The sequence below is a fragment of the Streptomyces sp. JLBG701 genome (assembly GCF_058544905.1).
Genome location: NZ_CM178588.1, coordinates 2312222 through 2330019 on the forward strand (window position 1 = coordinate 2312222; position 17798 = coordinate 2330019).

Annotated in this window: 16 protein-coding genes; 6 read left to right on the plus strand and 10 right to left on the minus strand. The window is 70.3% G+C overall.

Annotated elements, in window-relative coordinates; translation table 11 throughout:
• The first annotated feature begins 171 nt into the window (after positions 1 to 171).
• Both AC5DRG_RS10645 and AC5DRG_RS10650 read left to right on the plus strand, forming a co-directional pair.
• Positions 172 to 1101: a 5'-3' exonuclease gene (locus AC5DRG_RS10645; RefSeq protein ID WP_491813011.1), complete on the plus strand. Its 930-nt coding sequence runs from the start codon at positions 172 to 174 to the stop codon at positions 1099 to 1101.
• A gap of 129 nt (positions 1102 to 1230) precedes the next feature.
• Positions 1231 to 2079: a siderophore-interacting protein gene (locus AC5DRG_RS10650; RefSeq protein ID WP_491809753.1), complete on the plus strand. Its 849-nt coding sequence runs from the start codon at positions 1231 to 1233 to the stop codon at positions 2077 to 2079.
• Between the two features lie 40 nt (positions 2080 to 2119).
• Here the strand turns inward: AC5DRG_RS10650 and AC5DRG_RS10655 are convergent, their stop codons facing one another.
• The 3 genes from AC5DRG_RS10655 to AC5DRG_RS10665 form a co-directional block, all read right to left on the minus strand.
• Positions 2120 to 2896 carry an ABC transporter permease gene (locus AC5DRG_RS10655; RefSeq protein WP_491809754.1) on the minus strand — a complete coding sequence of 259 codons (777 nt, stop codon included), beginning with the start codon at positions 2894 to 2896 and terminating at the stop codon, positions 2120 to 2122.
• Positions 2893 to 3909: an ATP-binding cassette domain-containing protein gene (locus AC5DRG_RS10660; protein WP_491809755.1), complete on the minus strand. Its 1017-nt coding sequence runs from the start codon at positions 3907 to 3909 to the stop codon at positions 2893 to 2895. The genes AC5DRG_RS10655 and AC5DRG_RS10660 overlap by 4 nt, the downstream gene beginning before the upstream one ends.
• Before the next feature lie 178 nt (positions 3910 to 4087).
• The gene (locus AC5DRG_RS10665; RefSeq protein WP_491809756.1) at positions 4088 to 4735 is read right to left on the minus strand and encodes a PadR family transcriptional regulator; all 648 of its coding nucleotides are present in this window, start codon (positions 4733 to 4735) and stop codon (positions 4088 to 4090) included.
• A gap of 218 nt (positions 4736 to 4953) precedes the next feature.
• Between AC5DRG_RS10665 and AC5DRG_RS10670 the strand changes: the two genes are divergently transcribed.
• The gene (locus tag AC5DRG_RS10670; protein ID WP_491809757.1) at positions 4954 to 6516 is read left to right on the plus strand and encodes an amino acid permease; all 1563 of its coding nucleotides are present in this window, start codon (positions 4954 to 4956) and stop codon (positions 6514 to 6516) included.
• Here the strand turns inward: AC5DRG_RS10670 and AC5DRG_RS10675 are convergent.
• The gene (locus tag AC5DRG_RS10675; protein WP_491809758.1) at positions 6510 to 7955 is read right to left on the minus strand and encodes a cytochrome P450; all 1446 of its coding nucleotides are present in this window, start codon (positions 7953 to 7955) and stop codon (positions 6510 to 6512) included. The two genes, AC5DRG_RS10670 and AC5DRG_RS10675, sit on opposite strands and share 7 nt — an antisense overlap.
• A gap of 559 nt (positions 7956 to 8514) precedes the next feature.
• Between AC5DRG_RS10675 and AC5DRG_RS10680 the strand changes: the two genes are divergently transcribed.
• The 3 genes from AC5DRG_RS10680 to AC5DRG_RS10690 all read left to right on the plus strand — a co-directional run bounded on the left by AC5DRG_RS10680 (position 8515) and on the right by AC5DRG_RS10690 (position 12243).
• The gene (locus tag AC5DRG_RS10680) at positions 8515 to 10095 is read left to right on the plus strand and encodes a hypothetical protein (RefSeq protein WP_491809759.1); all 1581 of its coding nucleotides are present in this window, start codon (positions 8515 to 8517) and stop codon (positions 10093 to 10095) included.
• Between the two features lie 89 nt (positions 10096 to 10184).
• Positions 10185 to 11261 (plus strand): terpene synthase family protein, encoded by a 1077-nt coding sequence (locus tag AC5DRG_RS10685; RefSeq protein ID WP_491809760.1) that lies wholly within the window; start codon positions 10185 to 10187, stop codon positions 11259 to 11261.
• Between the two features lie 37 nt (positions 11262 to 11298).
• Positions 11299 to 12243, plus strand: coding sequence for an RluA family pseudouridine synthase (locus tag AC5DRG_RS10690; RefSeq protein WP_491809761.1), 945 nt, complete (start codon positions 11299 to 11301; stop codon positions 12241 to 12243).
• Between the two features lie 19 nt (positions 12244 to 12262).
• On the opposite strand, the gene AC5DRG_RS10695 is transcribed toward AC5DRG_RS10690, so the two are convergent.
• The 6 genes from AC5DRG_RS10695 to AC5DRG_RS10720 form a co-directional block, all read right to left on the minus strand.
• Positions 12263 to 13735, minus strand: a complete 1473-nt coding sequence (locus AC5DRG_RS10695; RefSeq protein WP_491809762.1) for a cytochrome P450 — start codon at positions 13733 to 13735, stop codon at positions 12263 to 12265.
• Between the two features lie 66 nt (positions 13736 to 13801).
• On the minus strand, positions 13802 to 14422 hold the full coding sequence (locus tag AC5DRG_RS10700) for a GTP-binding protein (RefSeq protein WP_491809763.1): 621 nt from the start codon (positions 14420 to 14422) through the stop codon (positions 13802 to 13804).
• Positions 14403 to 14804 (minus strand): DUF742 domain-containing protein, encoded by a 402-nt coding sequence (locus AC5DRG_RS10705; protein WP_491809764.1) that lies wholly within the window; start codon positions 14802 to 14804, stop codon positions 14403 to 14405. Before AC5DRG_RS10705 ends, AC5DRG_RS10700 begins: the two co-directional genes overlap by 20 nt.
• Complete coding sequence (locus AC5DRG_RS10710; protein WP_491809765.1) at positions 14801 to 15208, minus strand: roadblock/LC7 domain-containing protein; 408 nt, start codon at positions 15206 to 15208, stop codon at positions 14801 to 14803. Before AC5DRG_RS10710 ends, AC5DRG_RS10705 begins: the two co-directional genes overlap by 4 nt.
• Complete coding sequence (locus AC5DRG_RS10715; RefSeq protein WP_491809766.1) at positions 15205 to 16800, minus strand: sensor histidine kinase; 1596 nt, start codon at positions 16798 to 16800, stop codon at positions 15205 to 15207. Before AC5DRG_RS10715 ends, AC5DRG_RS10710 begins: the two co-directional genes overlap by 4 nt.
• 270 nt (positions 16801 to 17070) lie before the next feature.
• A complete protein-coding gene (locus AC5DRG_RS10720; protein ID WP_491809767.1) occupies positions 17071 to 17697 on the minus strand; it encodes a TetR/AcrR family transcriptional regulator in 627 nt (208 codons plus the stop codon).
• Positions 17698 to 17798: the final 101 nt, after the last annotated feature.

Consider the following 17798-nt stretch of genomic DNA (forward strand, 5'->3'; position numbering starts at 1 on the left):
GAGCCGAAGGCCGCAATCTGTTGAAGTTGCAATCGCCATCGCTCCGAGGCGGCGCCTGCCCTCGCCCGGAGGCAGCAAACGCACGAGTGGCCCAGTTCACAGGGCCTTTACTTGTGTGACGTATGCCATCGCATCCGTGCCACGGAGCGGCTGTCGGCGCGGTACGGCATGATGCGTGGCGTGACCGGACGACTGATGCTCCTCGACACCGCCTCGCTGTATTTCCGCGCCTATTTCGGCGTCCCGGAGTCGGTGAAGGCCCCGGACGGCACGCCGGTGAACGCGGTGCGCGGGCTGCTGGAGTTCATCGACCGGCTCGTCAAGGACCACCGTCCCGACCGGCTGGTGGCGTGCATGGACGCGGACTGGCGTCCGCAGTGGCGCGTCGATCTGATCCCCTCCTACAAGGCGCACCGTGTCGCCGAGGAGCGTGAGGTCGGGCCGGACGAGGAAGAGGTCCCCGACACGCTCTCGCCGCAGGTGCCGGTCATCGAGGACGTCCTGGACGCGCTCGGCATCGCGCGGGTGGGGGTGGCGGGGTACGAGGCGGACGACGTGATCGGCACGTTCACCGCCCGCGCCGAGGGCCCGGTCGACATCGTCACCGGTGACCGCGACCTGTACCAGCTGGTCGACGACGGGCGCGGGGTGCGCGTGCTGTACCCGCTCAAGGGTGTGGGCACGCTCCAGCTGACCGACGAGGCGTGGCTGCGGGAGAAGTACGGCGTCGACGGCCGGGGGTACGCGGATCTGGCGCTGCTGCGCGGTGACCCGAGCGACGGGCTGCCGGGCGTGCCCGGGATCGGCGAGAAGACGGCCGCGAAGCTGCTCGCCGAGTTCGGCGACGTGCCGGGGATCATGGCGGCGGTCGACGACCCGAAGGCCAAGCTGACTCCCTCGCAGCGCAAGCGGCTCGACGAGTCGCGGCCGTATGTCGCGGTCGCGGGCAAGGTCGTCCGGGTCGCGGACGACGTCCCGCTGCCGGAGGTCGACACGGCATTGCCGCACGCGCCCCGCGATCCGGCCGCCGTGGAGGAGCTGGCGGCACGCTGGGGGCTGGGCGGGTCACTGCAGAGGCTGTTGACAACGCTGGGAAACTGAGCGCGGGGTCACACTGGTGTTGTGACGATGTCGCGGTGAGCTTCTCATCAAGTGCTCACAAAGGGGGTGTTAACTGGGAGAGAGATGCTACCTTAGGTAAGCCTAAGCTAAGGAACCAGGGAGGCCGTCATGGCAGAACGTCCGGCCCGTCAGCCGCGCAAACCCCATGCCGCACAGGTCGTGCGCACCGAGCGCCTGACTCCTCATATGCAGCGTGTCGTACTCGGCGGCGAGGGGCTGTCCGCGTTCGCGGCGGACACCTGCACCGACCATTACGTGAAGCTCCTGTTCCCGGCTGATGGCGCGACCTACCCGGAGCCCTTCGACATGGAGCGGATCCGCGAGGAGTTCCCCCGCGACCAGTGGCCGGTGACCCGGACGTACACCGTGCGCGCCTGGAATGCCGAACACCGCGAGCTGACGCTGGACTTCGTGCTCCACGGCGACGAGGGTCTCGCCGGACCGTGGGCGATGCGCGCACAGCCGGGCGACACCGTGCGGTTCATGGGGCCCGGCGGTGCCTATGCTCCCGATCCGGCCGCCGACTGGCATCTGCTCGCCGGTGACGAGAGCGCGCTGCCCGCGATCGCCCGCTCCCTGGAGTCGCTGCCCGACGGCGCCAAGGCGCACGCCTTCATCGAGGTCGCAGGACCCGAGGAGGAGCAGAAGATCGACTCCGATGTGGAGGTCGTCTGGCTGCACCGCGGCGACCGGCCCGTCGGCCAGGCCCTTGTCGAGGCCGTGCGGGCGCTGGAGTTCCCCGAGGGCCGGCCGCACGCGTTCGTGCACGGCGAGGCGGCTTTCGTGAAGGAGCTGCGCAAGCTGCTGCGGGTCGAGTGCGAGATCCCGCGCGAGGACCTGTCGATCTCCGGCTACTGGCGGCTCGGCCACAACGAGGACGGCTGGCAGGCGTCCAAGCGCGAGTGGAACGCCCGCATCGAAGCGGAGCAGGAGGCCACCGCCCCGGCGGCCTCCTGACGTACCGAACCTGTTTACGGAATTACGGAACCCACGGGAGCTACACCGACCGCTGGTAGGACCGGAACGTGCGGATGGACAGCCACACCGCCGCCACGGCCAGCGCCAGCAGCGCACCGCCCCGGCTGAGCACATCTCCCCAGTCGGGGTGGTCGGACATCGCCGAACGCCCCGCCACCATCGCCCAGTTGAGCGGGTTGAAGTCGGCTACGTGCCGTATCCACGAGGGCATCTGGGACGGCGCCATGAAGGCGCTGGACAGGAAGGTCAGCGGCAGCAGCAGGAGCGTGTTGATGCCGATGATCGACTCCCGCTCCCGCACCAGCATCCCCAGGGCGTTGGACAGCGCCCCGAAGACCGTGCCGAGCAGCACGGAGGCCAGCACCAGGACGGCTGTGCCGCCGATGCCGCCCGGGTAGTCGGCGCCGCCCAGCAGGCCGAGCAGCACGATGATCACCGACTGCAGGGCGGTGACCAGGCCGTTGTTGACGACGTTGCCGTTCATCAGCGCGGCCCTGCTGACCGGGGTGGTCAGGAAGCGGTCGAGCGTGCCGCGCTGGATCTCCTCCAGCGTGCCCATACCCGCCCACATGTTGGAGCTCAGCGCGCTCATCACGACCACGCCCGGCACCAGGTAGTCGAGATACGAGGTGGTGCCGAAGCCGCCGAGTTCGACGACCTTCCGGAAGAGGCTTCCGAACAGGAACAGCCAGATCACCGGCTGGATGAGGGTGATGACCGCGAACGCGGGCTGCCTGACGAACACCATGAGTTGACGCTGGGTCATGTACCAGGTCTGGGAGACGGCGGTGCTCATCGCGCACCTCCCGCGAGGACGAGCCGGTCGGCGCTGTCGGCCTCGACGTCCGAGTAACGGCGGCCGGCGTAGCGGAGGTAGACGTCGTCCAGCGAGGGGCGGGCGACGGTCGCGGCGGCGACGCCGACCCCGGTGCGCTCCAGTGCCCCGAGGAGTGCGGGCATCGCTGCGGCTCCGTCATCGGCGCGGACGCTGATCCGGCGCCCGTCGACCAGCACCTCGTGCACGCCCGGCAGCCTGCCGAGGGCGCCCGTCAGCAGCGTACGACCGGCTTCGCCGACCGCTTCGCGCAGCTCCATGTGGACGGCGTCGCCGCGGAGTTCGCCCTTGAGGGAGTCCGGGGTGCCCGCCACGACGACCCGGCCGCGGTCGACGATGGCGATGCGCTCGGCGAGCCGGTCGGCCTCTTCGAGGTAGTGCGTGGTGAGCAGGATGGTCAGGCCCTCCTCGCCCGCGAGGCGGCCGATCTCGTCCCACATCGCGGCGCGGGCCTCGGGGTCGAGTCCGGTGGTCGGCTCGTCCAGGAAGAGCACCTCGGGGCGGTGCACCAGGCCGAGCGCGACGTCGAGGCGGCGGCGCATACCGCCGGAGTAGCCCTTGACCTGGCGTCCGGCCGCGTCTGCGAGGTGGAAGCGGTCGAGCAGCTCGTCGACGCGCCTGCCGAGGGCGGCGCCCTTCAAGCCGTAGAGCCTGCCCTGGAGTCGGAGGTTCTCGCGGCCGGTGGCGACCGGGTCCGCGCCGGAGTTCTGGGCGACCACGCCGATCGCGCGGCGCACCCGGTCCGGGTGGCGCAGCACGTCGTGTCCGGCGACGGTGGCGGTGCCGGAGTCGGGGCGGGCGAGGGTGGTGAGGATCTTGACGGTGGTGGACTTGCCGGCGCCGTTCGGGCCGAGGAGGCCGAAGACGGTGCCGGTCTCCACGGTGACGTCCATGCCGTTGAGGGCCGTGACATCACCGGGGTAGGTCTTGACGAGTTGACGCGCCTGCACAGCGGGCGCACGAGTACTGCTCATGGCGACTGCTCTCCTGAGTGAGCGGATGACAACTGATCCGCGTGAAGAGCGCCGGGCTATCCTGGGTGTGCCGCACCTCGATAGCCCCGGCTGCGCCTCACGGCGGAGTCGGTTCGGGGTTCGAGACCCTGGCGGGGCTGCTGCAACAGCCCTGCCGGGGTCTGTTCTCGTCTGGGGGTCACTTCTGGAAGTGGCGCTCCTCCACTTCTCTGAGCTCCGGCGGGATCTCCCCCGTCTCGTGGAAGTACCGCCACCCGTCGACGCCGGGCAGCGAGCCGTCCCGGATCTCCCGGGCGAAGCCGCGGACCCACTGCGCCTGCGCCTCCACCATGTGCAGGTGGTACTCGACCTCGATGACGAACAGGCGCGGCAGCGTCTCGTAAAGCTTTTCCAGTACCGCCCGTCCGCTCGCCACCTCCACCTCAAGGACCGTCAGCCGCTCCTGGAGCAGCCGCGCCACGTCGTCCGGGGGCAGCGCGCCCACCAGTGACAGGGCGGTCTCGAAGATCGGGAACTCCTTCGCCGGTACGGCGACCAGGTCCGACAGCCACCGGGTCATCTCGTCGCGCCCGGAATCGGTGAGCGCGTACACCGTGCGCTCGGGGCGGTTGCCCCGCCGCTCCACGTCGACCACCTCGACGAAGCCGTGCTTCTCCAGGTTCTGCACGACCGTGTAGAGCGAGCCGTAGTTGGTCTTGGTACTGGCGTCCTTGCCCTGGCGGCGCAGGGTCTGGGCGATCTCGTAGGGATGCATCGGCTTCTGCCAGAGGGTGGTCATCACGGTCAGCGCGAGCGGGTTGCTCAGCTTGCGGCCCTTGCCCGGCATGACCATCACCCCTCTTCCTCGTATCCGAATATCCGTGACCGAACATATCGCGAGCCGAAGGTGAGCGTCAATACACACGATGTATCGCGTTTTCGGTCCACCCGCAAGGGCGTGAGGACTTGGGCCCGTCGTGGACATGGCGGCGTGACGCGGCCGAAACAGCCCCTCCCTAATTTCTGTCACCCGACAGGAATTCCGCGCCGAAGGCAGGTGCCGCCGTGACGACAACCACCCCCTCCGACGTACGCCCCGATCCGCCGCACTCCCCCGACGACCAGTCCCTCACCGCGTTCGGCTACCGCCAGGAGCTGCACCGCAGCCTGGGCCGGTACGCCTCGTTCGCGGCCGGGTTCTCCTTCATCTCCGTCCTGACGACCGTCTTCCAGTTCTTCGCCTTCGGGTACGCGTTCGGCGGCCCCGTCTTCTTCTGGGCCTGGCCCATCGTCCTGGCCGGGCAGCTGCTGGTGGCCGCCTGCTTCGCGGAACTCGCCGCCCGCTACCCGATCTCCGGCGCGATCTACCAGTGGTCCTCGCGCCTTTCGAACCTCACCTTCGGCTGGTTCGCCGGCTGGATCATGGTGATCGGGCAGATCGTGGTGGTCGCGGCGGCAGCGCTCGCGCTCCAGGTGGTCATGCCGTCGATCTGGTCCGGCTTCCAGCTGATCGGTGACGACCCGGCCATCACCTCGGCGAGCGGCGCGGCCAACGCGGCCGTCCTCGGGGTGGTCCTGCTGGCCCTGACGACCTTCGTGAACCTCATCGACAACCGCGTGATGTCGCTGGTCAACCGCATCGGCGTGACGGCCGAGATCATCGGCGCCGTCCTCATCATCGTGCTGCTGCTCACCCACTCCGAGCGCACCCCCGGCATCACCTTCCACACCGGCACGGCCCTGGAGTCGGGCCTGTTCGGGGCGCTGCTGGTGGGCTCGTTCACGGCGGCGTACGTGATGATCGGCTTCGACAGCGCGGGCGAGATGAGCGAGGAGACGCACCACCCCCGGCGCACCGCGCCCCGTACGATCCTCACCGCGCTCGGCGCGGCCGGCCTGCTCGGCGGCCTGATCATCCTGGGCGGCCTGCTCGCCGCACCCAGCCTCACGGACGGCAGGCTCGGGGTCGAGGGACTGAGTTACGTCCTCACCAGCAGCCTGGGCGACGGGGTCGGCCGGGCGCTCCTGGTCGACGTGGTGGTGGCCATCGCGGTGGCGACCCTGGCGATCCAGACGGCGGCCTGCCGCATGCTGTTCTCCATGGCCCGCGACGGCCAGCTCCCCTTCGCCGCCCGCCTCGCCAAGGTCAACCCGCGCACCGGCATGCCCGCCGCCCCCGCCCTGGTCGTCGGCGTCCTCGCGGCGGCCCTGCTGCTCCTCAACTTCGCCTCCCCGGAGGCGTTCCTGGCGATCGGCACCACCTGCATCGTGATGCTGTACCTGGCGTACGCGATGGTCACCGGCCCGCTCCTGGTCCGGCGCCTGCGCGGCGAGTTCACCGCCGAGGGCACCGACGAGGAGGGCGGGCGCCTGTTCTCCCTGGGCCGCTGGGGCGTCCCGGTCAACGCGCTGGCCCTCCTCTACGGCCTCTTCATGACGGTCAACCTGGCCTGGCCGCGGGCGGCGGTGTACGACCCTGCGGGCGGGCACTGGTACTTCCAGTGGTTCACCGTGCTGTTCCTGCTGGTCACGGTGGGGCTCGGAGTCCTGTACCGGCTGACGCGCGCACAGCGGGTGCGCTCTGCCGCGGTGGAAGCCGCCCAGGCTCCATCGGAACCTGCTCAATGACCTCGTTGCGGAACCTGGGCGGCCGTTGCCGGACCTTCACTGCGGCCGCCCGTGCGAGTGCCACGCCCTGAGGTATCGCGCCCCTGGACGTCCCGCAGGACGGTACGCATGTACAACCCCTTGGGGCCAAGGGCGAGCGCGTACGGCGCCGCTTTGACCTTCCGGCCCGGTAGGGGCTCAAGTCGCCAACGGGCGGCAACGGTTGCCAGCGCGAGAGTCGCCTCGGTCATCCCGAAGGCGTCACCGATGCACTTGCGCGCGCCTCCCCCGAAGGTCAGATTCGCGCCGCGGGGGACGGTCTTGGCTCGCTCGGGCGTCCATCGGTCGGGGTCGAAACGCTCCGGGTCGGGATACAGGTCGGCGCGGTGATGCACCTGGTAGGGGCTGATGACGACGTCGGTACCGGCGGGGACGTGCCGGCCGCCGAGTTCGGTGTCGACCGTGGTGACGCGGGTCAGCAACCAGCCCGGCGGATACAGGCGCATGGTCTCGCTGATGATGTTCCGGGTCACTTCCAGCCGGGGCAGGTCCTCGAAGGTGGCCGTGCCGTCGGTCAGCACGGCGTCGACCTCGGCGTGCAGTCGCTCCGCGATACCCGGGTGGCTGCCCAGCAGGTACCAGGCCCAGGAGAGGGCTTTGCCGATGGTGTCCGTGCTGGCGAAGAGGAACGACATGACCTGGTCCCTGACCTCTTCGTCGGAGAGGGACGCCCCCGCTGCCCCTGGGGCGGCGAGCTCGTCCTGGGCTGCCAGCAGCATGGACATCAGGTCGCCGTGGTCGGCTTCGTCGGCCCGGTAGTCGGCGATGATGCGGTCGATGGTCTGCCGGGACCGGGTCTGCGCGCGGTCGTAGCGGCGCTTGCCGGGGGTGGGGATGGCGTCGGCGTGGGGCGGCAGGAGCATGCGCCGGAACACTCCTCCTTCGAGGGTCAGCAGGTCGGCGGCCAGTGACTCACGAAGCTCGGAGGGCGCGGCGGAGAAGATCGTGGCCGTGGTGGTCCCCAGGCTGATCGTCGTCATTTCGGCCAGGACGTCGATGGTCCGGCCGGGCCACCACGAGTCGGCCACCGCGCGGGCCTGTGGGCTCATCTCCTGCGCGTAGGCAGGCAGGCGCGCCTGGTGGAAGGCCGGCTGGATCATTCGTCGCTGGCGGCGGTGGTCCTTGTGCGGGCAGGTTCCCAGACCGTTGCCCAGGAACTCGCGGCTGCGATCGAAGAGGAAGCCGCCTTTGTCGAAGGTGCGGTCGTCCACGAGAACCTGGCGGACGAGTTCGGGGGCACAGACCACGAGGGCGTCGACGGGACCGAGCCGTATCGCGACCATGTCACCGAAGGCGGGCAGTGAACGCAGGAAGCTCAGCGGGTCGCGCAGAAACCGCAATGTGTGGCCGAGCAGCGGCACTGCCCCCGGCGCGGTGACGAACGAGCGGTCGGCCTGCATGATCAGTCCTCCACGGTTGTGGCGGAAACGTCTCCACCAGCACGGATCAAATCGCGCCGTACCTCAGGGACTTCAACGGGACGTTCGTCCCTGACAGCGGACCGGGGCTCGCGGTGCGGGAACTCGCGGAAGCGGTCGCCGCCCGCACATCGTGCACCACTCGGGGCCGGTGAAGTGTTCCCCCGGCGGCCAAGTTCTTGCACAGCAGGCAACACTCCGTTCCCGCACAGACTGCCCCGACGGATCGAGGCACAAGCCAACAGCGCGAGGGCGCACGGAGGTACGAGCCCATCGCACGGAAGTGTGAGCCCGCCGTTCCCGCTCTCCGCGCGACAACATGCGCCCCCGGTTCCGGCCCGGGACCTGCAACTACCGGTTGCACAAACCTCATTGTGAGACACGTTGAAGCGCTGCGGGAACTACCGCGCACGCAGGGGCGTATGACCGGGCGCTTTGCGCCGCATGGCGGGAGGGAAGGGTATCCCCGACCCTGTTCCTTGACATACCGCGATCGGACCCCACCCCATAGATTTCGACTTCAGTGCGGAGATGAGCGGTTATGAGCAGCTTCCGTCACACATGTCACTCTCCGGGAGAGACACCGGTACTGGCCCGCGAGACACGGCGCTGTCTCGACCGGGCCGTTGTCGCCTGTCTGGAAGCACAACAACCCAACGGCTCCTGGGCGACACCCGCGCGACCCCGCATCCTGGAAAACGCCCTCGTGGCCTTCGCTCTGGCCAAGGCGGGACAAGATTCCGCGCACCGGAGCCGTGTACACGCGTGGCTGCGCCAGGCCGAACCCCAACGGCACGACGACTTCACAGCGGCCGCCGACGCATGGCTTCGCGCTCTCGCCCTCGATGTCACGGCGCCTCCCGCCATGCCCGCCTTACCGCGCGTCGGAGCCGCACACCGGCGTCGCCTGATCCTTCTGCAGACCCTCGGTGTGGCCGCGGGCGTGCCGGACTGCTCCCCGCACGCACTCCTCGCCCACACCACCGCGGCCCTCGGTCACCAGAACGGCGCTTCGCTGACGGGTTGGCACCGAGCCCAGCTCCTGTCCGCCGAGATCATCGCCAGGCACGCGGCCGGCTTGCCGGTGGGCGACAACCTCGTCGCCGCGCTCACCGCCGAACAGTCCCCGGACGGCTCGTTCCACGCCATGCCGCTGGTCACCGCCATGGCCTGCCTGGCGCTGACCCGGGCCGCACCGGGGCGAGCCGCCACGCACCGCTGCACGGCCAGGCTCCTGGCGGACCAACACCCGGACGGGACCTGGCGGTTCACCACGTTCGACGTCTGGGACACCGGACTGATGGTTCGCTGTCTGCGCGGACACTCCGACTTCGACACCCGTGCGCGGCCCAGCGCACTGGACTTCCTGGCCCACGTCCAGTCACCCGAGGGGGGTTGGGGGAGCGTGTCGGGAGCGATCGCCGGCAACGGCCTGGCCAACGACGTCGACACCACGGGGAACACCCTGCTCGCCCTGGCCGGCACCGACCAGGGCCGCCGGGCCTGGCCTGCCGCCGCCCGATACGCACGGGCCCACCAGGACGACCGGGGGCTGTGGACCACATGGACCAGCGCCGTCGACACCATGGCCCAGGACACCGTCGCGCACATGGTCGCCGGAATACGCGCCCACCACCCCGAGGAGGTCGAAGTGCGGCGGGCCACCCGCTGGCTTCTGCGGCAGCACCGCAGTGCCGGTCATTGGACCGCCGACTGGTACGTCTTCCCCGGCTACCCCGCAGCGGAGATCAGCCCTGTGCTGGGCTGGCACACCGACGCGGCTCGCTCCGAAGCCAGGACGCTGGCGGCCACCCAGAACAAGGACGGCGGCTGGCCCGCGTTCCTCGGCGCGAACAGCTCGAGCCCGGCGGCGACCGCCCTCGCCCTGACCGTTCTCATCCGCTCCCGCACCGGCACACCGCAGGCGCTCGAACGGGCGGCACGCTTCCTCTTCGAGAGCCAACTGGACGACGGGACGTGGATCGAGCCGGACCCCACCATGAGTGGCCCACGGCCGTTCCTGACCGACGTGGCGTCCCAGACACACGCCCTGACCTGTCGTGGACTCATCGACCTGCTGCGAAACCCGCCCGCGATCCCCCTCCCACAGTCAGGCCCGTGACCCGCACAAACCAAGCTCACCGCGCAAGCACCTCGCTCACCCGCCGCCGGCCGTCCGAAACCCGGACGGCGGCCAGGAAGGGAGTACCCATGAACGAGCAAGCGCCCGGACCGCAGTCCATACCCTCGCTGTGGTGCCCGATCCCCGGCGGGATCCACCCGCAACGCGCCTCGATCACCGAGTTCCAGCTGGAATGGAGCGTCCGTCACCGGCTCGCCGTGGGCAGCCACGAGATCGCGCGCCTCGCCAGTGCGGACATCGGCGGCCTCGTGGCCCGCTTCGTTCCGCGTGCCACCCTCACCGGCGCCCGGACCATGGCCGCCCTGCTCACCCTCACGTTCGTCATCGACGACCTCAACGACGACGGAAGGCTGCGCGGCCGGCCCGACGAATTCGCGCGCTACGCGTCGGCGCTGTCCCGCGCGCTCGACCCGATCCGGCTCGCCGAACCGGCCGACCCACCGGTTCGGGCGCTGCACGACATCGGCCACCGCCTCAGGCGCGCCGCGTCCCCGGCACTCGCCGCACGGCTCGTCCGGGACTTCCGTACCACCCTCGCCGCCGAGGTGCGCGAGAGCAAGAACAACGCCCGCCGTCTGCCGCCCGACCTGGACACCTACGTGCGGAACCGGCTCGCCACCACCTGGGTGCTGCCGCTCGCCGGCCTCGCCGCCGCCGTGGACGGCGTCGAACCCGCACTCGCGGACCTGGACCGACCCGAGGTACGGGCCCTGACGGAGATGACCAGTCTCATCCTGGGCTGGGACAACGACATCTGCGGCTACGCCAAGGACCGTCACGACGGAAGCGAGGACGTCAACAACCTCCCTGACGTCCTCGCCCGCACGACCGGCGCCGGACCCGCCCGAGCCCTCGCTCAGGCCGTGTCGATGCGCGATCAGGTGCTGGCGCACTGGCTGCGGCTGTCCGACCAGGTCGGCCAGACCTCGGACCCCGCGCTGTCGGGCTACCTCGCGAATCTCGCGTCCATGATCCGCGGGCACCTCGACTGGGCCGCGACCTGCCCCCGCCACACCGTTCCCCAAGGCGGTGTCGTCGTGCGGATCCCGCAGGCCCGCGACGCCTGCCCCACCCCCGCCCCGGATCCGCTGAGGATCCCCTCGATCGCCTGGTGGAGCAGGCTGCCGGTCGCGGTCGCCGGGTAGGACGTCCGCCGCTCGGACACCTCGTACGCTTGGGGTGATGAGACGCCGTACTCCGCCCCCGCCCTCTCCCCTGCCGCAGCGTGACGGGGTGGATCCGGTACGGGTGCGGCTGCCCGTCGAGGGGCCGTGGGCCACCGTGCGCGAGCACCTGGTGGAGCGGCTCTCGGGGGCGGGGTCCGGGGTCGTCGACGGGATGCTCGACGGCGGGCTCGTCGTGGGCGCGGACGGGCGGGCGGTGGCGCCCGACGCGCCCTATGCGCCGGGGATGTTCGTGTGGTTCCACCGGGAGCTGCCCTACGAGGTGCCGGTGCCGTTTCCGCTGGACGTGGTGTACCGCGACGAGCACATCGTCGTCGTCGACAAACCGCATTTCCTGGCCACCACCCCGCGCGGCAGCCATGTCACCCAGTCCGCCCTGGCCCGGCTGCGCCACGAACTGGGCATCCCCACGCTCGGCTCCGCACACCGGCTCGACCGGCTCACGGCCGGGCTGGTGCTGTTCACGGTGCTTCCCGAGGAACGCGGCGCGTATCAGGGGCTGTTCCGGGACCGGCTGGTGCGCAAGGAGTACGAGGCCATCGCTCCGTACGATCCACAACTCGACCTGCCCCGGACCGTGCGCAGCCGGATCCTCAAGGAGCGCGGGGTGATGGCCGCGCGGGAGATCGAGGGCGAGACGAACGCCGTCAGCCGGATCGAGTTGCTGGAGCACCGTGACGGGCGAGCCCGGTATCGGCTGCTGCCGCGAACCGGGCAGACGCACCAACTGCGGGTACACATGAGCGCGTTGGGGGTGCCGATTCTCGGCGATCCCCTCTATCCGGTGGTGACCGGGCCCGTGGCGGCCGGTGACTTCCGGCGTCCGCTCCAACTGCTGGCGCGGGTCCTGGAGTTCACCGATCCGCTCACGGGCCGCGAGCACCGGTTCGTCAGCCCGCGTCTGCTGCGGGCCTGGTCGGCCTACGAGGAGTGGGCCGGATAGCCCCGGTGCGCGCTTCGGCTCACTCGCCGCGCCACCAGCGCAGGACGCGCCGGAACAGGGTCGGCCGGCGGACGGGTTCGTGCGCCGGGTTGGGCGCGTCGACCGGGGTGGCGGGTTCCGGAGCCGTGACTGGTGGCTGGAGAGTGCCGGCCCCCGAGGCCTTCGGGTTCTGCCGCGGCACCGGAATGGCGGCGGGCACCACGGTGTCGTCCTGCCGAGGCTTCGGCCCGAACTTCACCGGCAGTTCCACCAGGTGCCGGTTGGAGATGGACTCCCGCCAGCGCAGCTCGTCCTCCTCGCAGGCGAGTTGGACGTCCGGAAGACGCGTCAGCAGCGCGTCCACGCCGACGTCGGCGATGGCACGGCCGATGTCCTGGCCCGGGCACTCGTGGGGGCCGCCGCCGAAGGCGAGGTGGGAGCGGTTGCCCCGCATGTTGGCCTTGAGGTCGGGGCGGACGCGCGGGTCGACGTTGCCCGGTGCGATGGCGAAGAGGAGACCGTCGCCCTTGCGGATGCGCTGGCCGCCCAACTCGGTGTCCTGCTTGGCGAAGTAGGCGAAGATGGAGCTGAACGGCGGCTCGTCCCACAGGGACTGCTCGACCGCCTCGGGCACGGTCATCTGGCCGCCGCTCAACCGGGCGCGGAAGCCCGGGTTGGTGAGCACGATACGCAGCACGTTGGCCAGGAGGTTGGCGGTGGCCTCGTAGGCGGCGTAGAGCACCACGCGAAGGTGTTCCCGGACCTCGTCGTCGGTGAGTCCGGCCGGGTGCGCGATGAGGTGGCTCGCGAAGTCCTCCTGGGGCTGGGCACGGCGGCGGGTGGTGAGCCGGCTGAGGACTTCCATGACGTAGGCGTTGCTGGTGATCGCCGTCTCGGAACCCTTGAGAGCGTCGCGGGTGGCCTGCACCAGCCGGTCGTTGTACTCCTCGGGCATGCCGAGGATCTCGCACAGCATCGCCATCGGCAGATACTCGGAGAACTGGCCGACGAGGTCGGCCCTGCCCCGCTCGCAGAACTTGTTGACGAGGTGCTGGGTCGCGCGCTTGATGTGGCGGCGGATGCCCCGGTGGTCGATGGTCGACATGGCGCCGACGACCGCGCCGCGCAGCCGCAGATGCTCGTCGCCCTCGGCGTGGCAGCAGATGGGCTGCCAGGCGATGTGCGGCATGAGCGGGTGGTCGGGCTTGATCGTGCCCTCCTGCTGGGCGCTCCACAGACGCGTGTCCCGGCTGAACTGCGAGGGGGTGCGCACCATGTGCAGGTTCTCGCCGTGACCGAGGACGACCCAGAACGGAATGTCGTCGTGGAGCAGCGCGGGGGCCACCGCGCCGTGCGCGGCCCGCAGTTCCTCGTACACGACTCCCAGGTTCTCGGCCTCGGGGCCGTAGAGCCGGCGCAGTCCCCCGGGACCGAGGCCGTGGGCGGGGCAGCCGGGGGGCGGGGCGAGGGCTGTGTCGTCCGTGCCGGTCGGGAAGGGAGGTTCAGGCGTCATCGTGATCGCTCCGAAACTGAAGTGGGTCCGGTGTCAGAAGAGTTGATCGCGGGTGCGGGGCGCGGTTCAGACGGACGCCCTGCGCATCTCCAGGGAGTGCAGGTAGCGCATCAGCGTCATGAGCGTGTCCCGGCTGGAGGCCCGGCGGCGCGCGTCGCACTCCACGATGGGGATCTCGGGGGCCAGGTCGAGCGCCTCGCGCAGGTCCTCGATGGGGTAACGGGGTCCGTCCGGGAAGGAGTTGACGGCGACCACGAACGGCACACCGCGCTCCTCCAGCCGCCCTATGACGTCGAAGCTGACCTCCAGGCGCCGGGTGTCGATCAGCACCACCGCGCCGAGCGCCCCCTCGAACAGTCCGTTCCACAGGAACCAGAAGCGTTCCTGGCCGGGGGTGCCGAAGAGGTACAGCACCAGCTGATCGGTGATGCTGATGCGGCCGAAGTCCATCGCCACGGTGGTGGCGGTCTTGGTGTCGGAGCCGTAGTTGTCGTCGACCCCGAGGCCGGCCTGCGTCATGGTCTCCTCGGTGGTCAGCGGCCTGATCTCGCTGACGGAGCCGACCATGGTGGTCTTGCCGACCCCGAACCCGCCCACGACGACGATCTTCACCGCGGCCTGTGCCGTCTGCGGCAGATGGTCCTCGGTCCGTGGTCCGGGGAGGGTGTCAGAGCTTTTGAAGTCCATGCATCACCGCTTCGAGGAGGGAACGGTCGGCGATCGCCTGCCGCACGATCGGGGCGCGCGCCTGGACCAGTTCGGCCGTCAGCAGCTCGGTGAGCAGGACGGTCACCACGCTGAACGGCAGATTCAGATAGGCCGACAGCTCGGCCACGGACAGGGGGGCGCTGCAGAGCCGGATCAGCGCCGCGTGCTCCGGCGTGGAAGAGGGCGGCGGGTCGGCGCGCGCCACGATTAACGTGACCAGGTCGAGGGCGGCCCGCTCGCCGCCCTCTTCCGATCCGGTGAGCACATACAGCCGCTCGGGTTCCTTCCGCGGGCCCTGTTTGGGGGGCTCGGGCGGAGGCTGTTCCTTGGGTTGGCGCCGCCGGCGTTGCGGAGGAGTCATACGGTCTGCCCGTTGCGCCGGGGCGGGCTGGTGAGATGGGCGCCGATCCGGACGACGAGGTCGCGCATGCGGTTGCTCATCAGGCCGGGTTCGGCGACCACGTCGGAGAGCACCGCCAGATAGGCGTTGGGGCCCGCCGCCATCAGATAGAAGTAGCCGCCGTTGATCTCGATGATGACCATGCGCATCGTGCCGTCGCTGTCCGGGATCTCGTGGGCGACGGCGCCCGCGAGGCTCTGCAGCCCCGCGCAGGCCGCGGCGACCCGGTCGGCGGCGTCCGGCTCACCGCCGTAGCGGGCGATCCGCAGTCCGTCCGCGGAGAGCACCACGATCATCTCGATGCCCGGTACGCCGTCTGCGAGCTCCTTGAGCATCCAGTCGAAGTTGGCTCGCTGCTGGATCACTTGAGGTCCCCCTCGTCGTCGGCCTCGATGCGGACCGGCTGGGTCGTCTGGGTGAATGCGGTCGGATCCGGGTCGCCCTTGAGTCCGTTCATGAACGCCTCGACCCACAGGCCCGGTTCCGGCTCGTCCTTCTTCTCGGGGTTCTCGGGCTCAAGCGCGGGCTCGGCCCAGGCGGGCCGGGCGTCGCGCTCGGACTGTTCGGCCCGTTCCGCCGCCGCCTGCTCGGCGAGCCGCTGGCTGAGCGGCATCTTGACGCGGCTGCGGCGCTGCGGCAGGCCGCCCGCCGTCCACTCCGTGACCTCGGGGACCTCGTCCTCCATGGAGACCGTGGCGGGGATACGGGGGCTGGTGGGGCGGCGCTTCTTGGGTGCGCGCTTGGGGCCTTCGAGCGCGCCGAGCTCGATCTTGGGCGCGGCGGTCGCGCCGATGCCGTGGGCGAGGCCGGGTGCGGGTTCGCTGGTGAGCATGGCGCGCGGCACGACCAGTACGGCGCGGACACCGCCGTACGCCGAAGCCCTGAGCGAGACCTGCATGTCGTACGTCTGGCAGAGCCGGCCCACGACGGTCAGGCCGAGGCGGGGGCTCTCGCCGAGGTCCTGGAGGTCGTGGCCGGCCTTGGCCCGCTCCAGCATGCCCTCGACCCGGGCGCGGGCCTCCTCGCTGAGGCTGACGCCGGCGTCCTCGATCTCGATGGCCACGCCGGTCTGCACCTCGACGGCGGTGACGTGCACCTTGGTCTGGGGCGGCGAGTAGCGGGTGGCGTTGTCGAGGAGTTCGGCGGCCGCGTGGATGAGCGGTTCGACGGAGGTGCCGCTGACGTTGACCTTGGCGATGGAGTCCAGCGAGATGCGCCGGTACTCCAGGATCCGGGACATGGCGCCGCGCAGGGTGCTGTACAGGGTGACGGGCTGGGGCCACTGACGGCCGGGGCGACCGCCGCCCAGTACCGAGATGGAGTCGGCGAGGCGGCCGATCAGCGCGGTGCCGTGGTCGATGCGCAGCAGGTCGTCGAAGACCTCGGGGTTGCGGCCGTGGTCCTCCTCCATCTCCCGGAGTTCGTTGGCCTGTTGGTGGACGATCGCCTGGACGCGCCGGGCGATGCTGACGAAGGAGCGCTGTGCGGAGTCGCGCATGGCCGTCTCGCGGTCCACGATGTCGAGCAGCGTGTGCAGCAGATCGCGCTGGGGTTGGGGGAGTTCGCGCCACTGGGGGTGGGTGTCGACGACTTGGCGAATCACCTCGCGGGGCGATTCCCCGGCGCGCATTCCGTAGAGCGCGGCGGGCACGATCTCCCGCGAGAGCCGCACGATGTCCTGGTCGTGGGCGGCGATCCGCCCTTCCAGATACGCACGGTGACGAGCGTGGTCCGCGCGCTGGTCGCGCAGCGTGCGACCGCGACGGACCGCTTCGGCCGCCGTCGCGATCACCAGCAGCGTGGCGATGCCACCGCACCAGCCGACAGCGGCCCGGGCCGGCTCCGTCACCACGGCGACGGCGGCCCCGGTCGCCGCGGCCATCACTATGGCGGGCAGCAACAACACACGGGCGTAGGGAAGTTCACGGCGTCCGGGAAGCGATTGAACACTCACCATGTATGCCCTCTGAAAGAGATCGGCTGGGGTAGGGGGAGGTGGGGGGAGCTTCGGTATTTTTAGGAACAAACGCACGAATACAGCCCAACTCGGTGCGCTGCGGGCGAGCTTAGTCCGACCGGATCATCGCCGTGTCATATTCAGCAAGCACCTGAAATCGGGCGCACGAGAGGAGTACGCTCAGCCCCATTTACACACGGAGCAGCCATTCGCACACAATCAGTCACGGCGCTCAGGCGTGCGAAACTCACTCATCGTGACGGGTGAAGATCAGATTCCGGCGATCCGCAGCGCCGCGTCCGCCGTGGCCTCGGCGAACACCGACACCGGCCGGTCGGGATCCGAGCGATGCACGAGGATGACGCCCTCGATCAGGCCGAACAGCAGATCCGTACGCAGATCGAGCTCGCTCTTGGCCAGCGCGCCCCCCGCGTCCGTCGCGGCGAGCAACTGCCGGTAGGCGTCCTTGAGTTCGGCGCGCACGGCATGGAAGCCGGCGAAGCGCTCGGCCCGCACCTCGGGCAGCAGATAGAGGCCGCCGAGGTTGTGCGGCCCGCCGCAGAGCAGCTCCACGTCCGTGCGGCACAGCTTCCACAGCCGGTCCTCGGCCGGGGCCCGGTCATCGGCGAGCAGTTCGCGGGCGTACGTCAGTGACGGCGTGACCGTGGACTCCAGGAGCTCGGCGAGGAGCTCCTCCTTGCCGGAGACGTAGTGGTACATGGACGCCTGCCGCATGCCCGCGCTCTCGGCGACGGCACGGGTGGTGGTGGCCGCGTAGCCACGGGTGGTGAACAACTCGGCGGCGGCCGCGAGAAGTTCCTCGCGCGGCCGCAGCCCGCTGTCCGGCCGCTGCGCGGCCCGCGGCCGGCCGACCCGGCGCCCGCCCGTGTTCCCCATGTTCCCGATCCTCGCACACCACCTGCGAGAACGACCTTCAGGTGATCTTCGTGAGAGGTCGGTAACCGAGCGGCAACGCGCGGGCAACGCCCACGACCCGC

Coding starts and splice junctions, on each gene's coding strand:
- AC5DRG_RS10645 (WP_491813011.1), top strand. CDS start 172: ATGCGTGGCGTGACCGGACGACTGATGCTCCTCGACACCGCCTCGCTG.
- AC5DRG_RS10650 (WP_491809753.1), top strand. CDS start 1,231: ATGGCAGAACGTCCGGCCCGTCAGCCGCGCAAACCCCATGCCGCACAG.
- AC5DRG_RS10655 (WP_491809754.1), bottom strand. CDS start 2,896: ATGAGCACCGCCGTCTCCCAGACCTGGTACATGACCCAGCGTCAACTC.
- AC5DRG_RS10660 (WP_491809755.1), bottom strand. CDS start 3,909: ATGAGCAGTACTCGTGCGCCCGCTGTGCAGGCGCGTCAACTCGTCAAG.
- AC5DRG_RS10665 (WP_491809756.1), bottom strand. CDS start 4,735: ATGCCGGGCAAGGGCCGCAAGCTGAGCAACCCGCTCGCGCTGACCGTG.
- AC5DRG_RS10675 (WP_491809758.1), bottom strand. CDS start 7,955: ATGCAGGCCGACCGCTCGTTCGTCACCGCGCCGGGGGCAGTGCCGCTG.
- AC5DRG_RS10680 (WP_491809759.1), top strand. CDS start 8,515: ATGAGCAGCTTCCGTCACACATGTCACTCTCCGGGAGAGACACCGGTA.
- AC5DRG_RS10685 (WP_491809760.1), top strand. CDS start 10,185: ATGAACGAGCAAGCGCCCGGACCGCAGTCCATACCCTCGCTGTGGTGC.
- AC5DRG_RS10690 (WP_491809761.1), top strand. CDS start 11,299: ATGAGACGCCGTACTCCGCCCCCGCCCTCTCCCCTGCCGCAGCGTGAC.
- AC5DRG_RS10695 (WP_491809762.1), bottom strand. CDS start 13,735: ATGACGCCTGAACCTCCCTTCCCGACCGGCACGGACGACACAGCCCTC.
- AC5DRG_RS10700 (WP_491809763.1), bottom strand. CDS start 14,422: ATGGACTTCAAAAGCTCTGACACCCTCCCCGGACCACGGACCGAGGAC.
- AC5DRG_RS10705 (WP_491809764.1), bottom strand. CDS start 14,804: ATGACTCCTCCGCAACGCCGGCGGCGCCAACCCAAGGAACAGCCTCCG.
- AC5DRG_RS10715 (WP_491809766.1), bottom strand. CDS start 16,800: ATGGTGAGTGTTCAATCGCTTCCCGGACGCCGTGAACTTCCCTACGCC.
- AC5DRG_RS10720 (WP_491809767.1), bottom strand. CDS start 17,697: ATGGGGAACACGGGCGGGCGCCGGGTCGGCCGGCCGCGGGCCGCGCAG.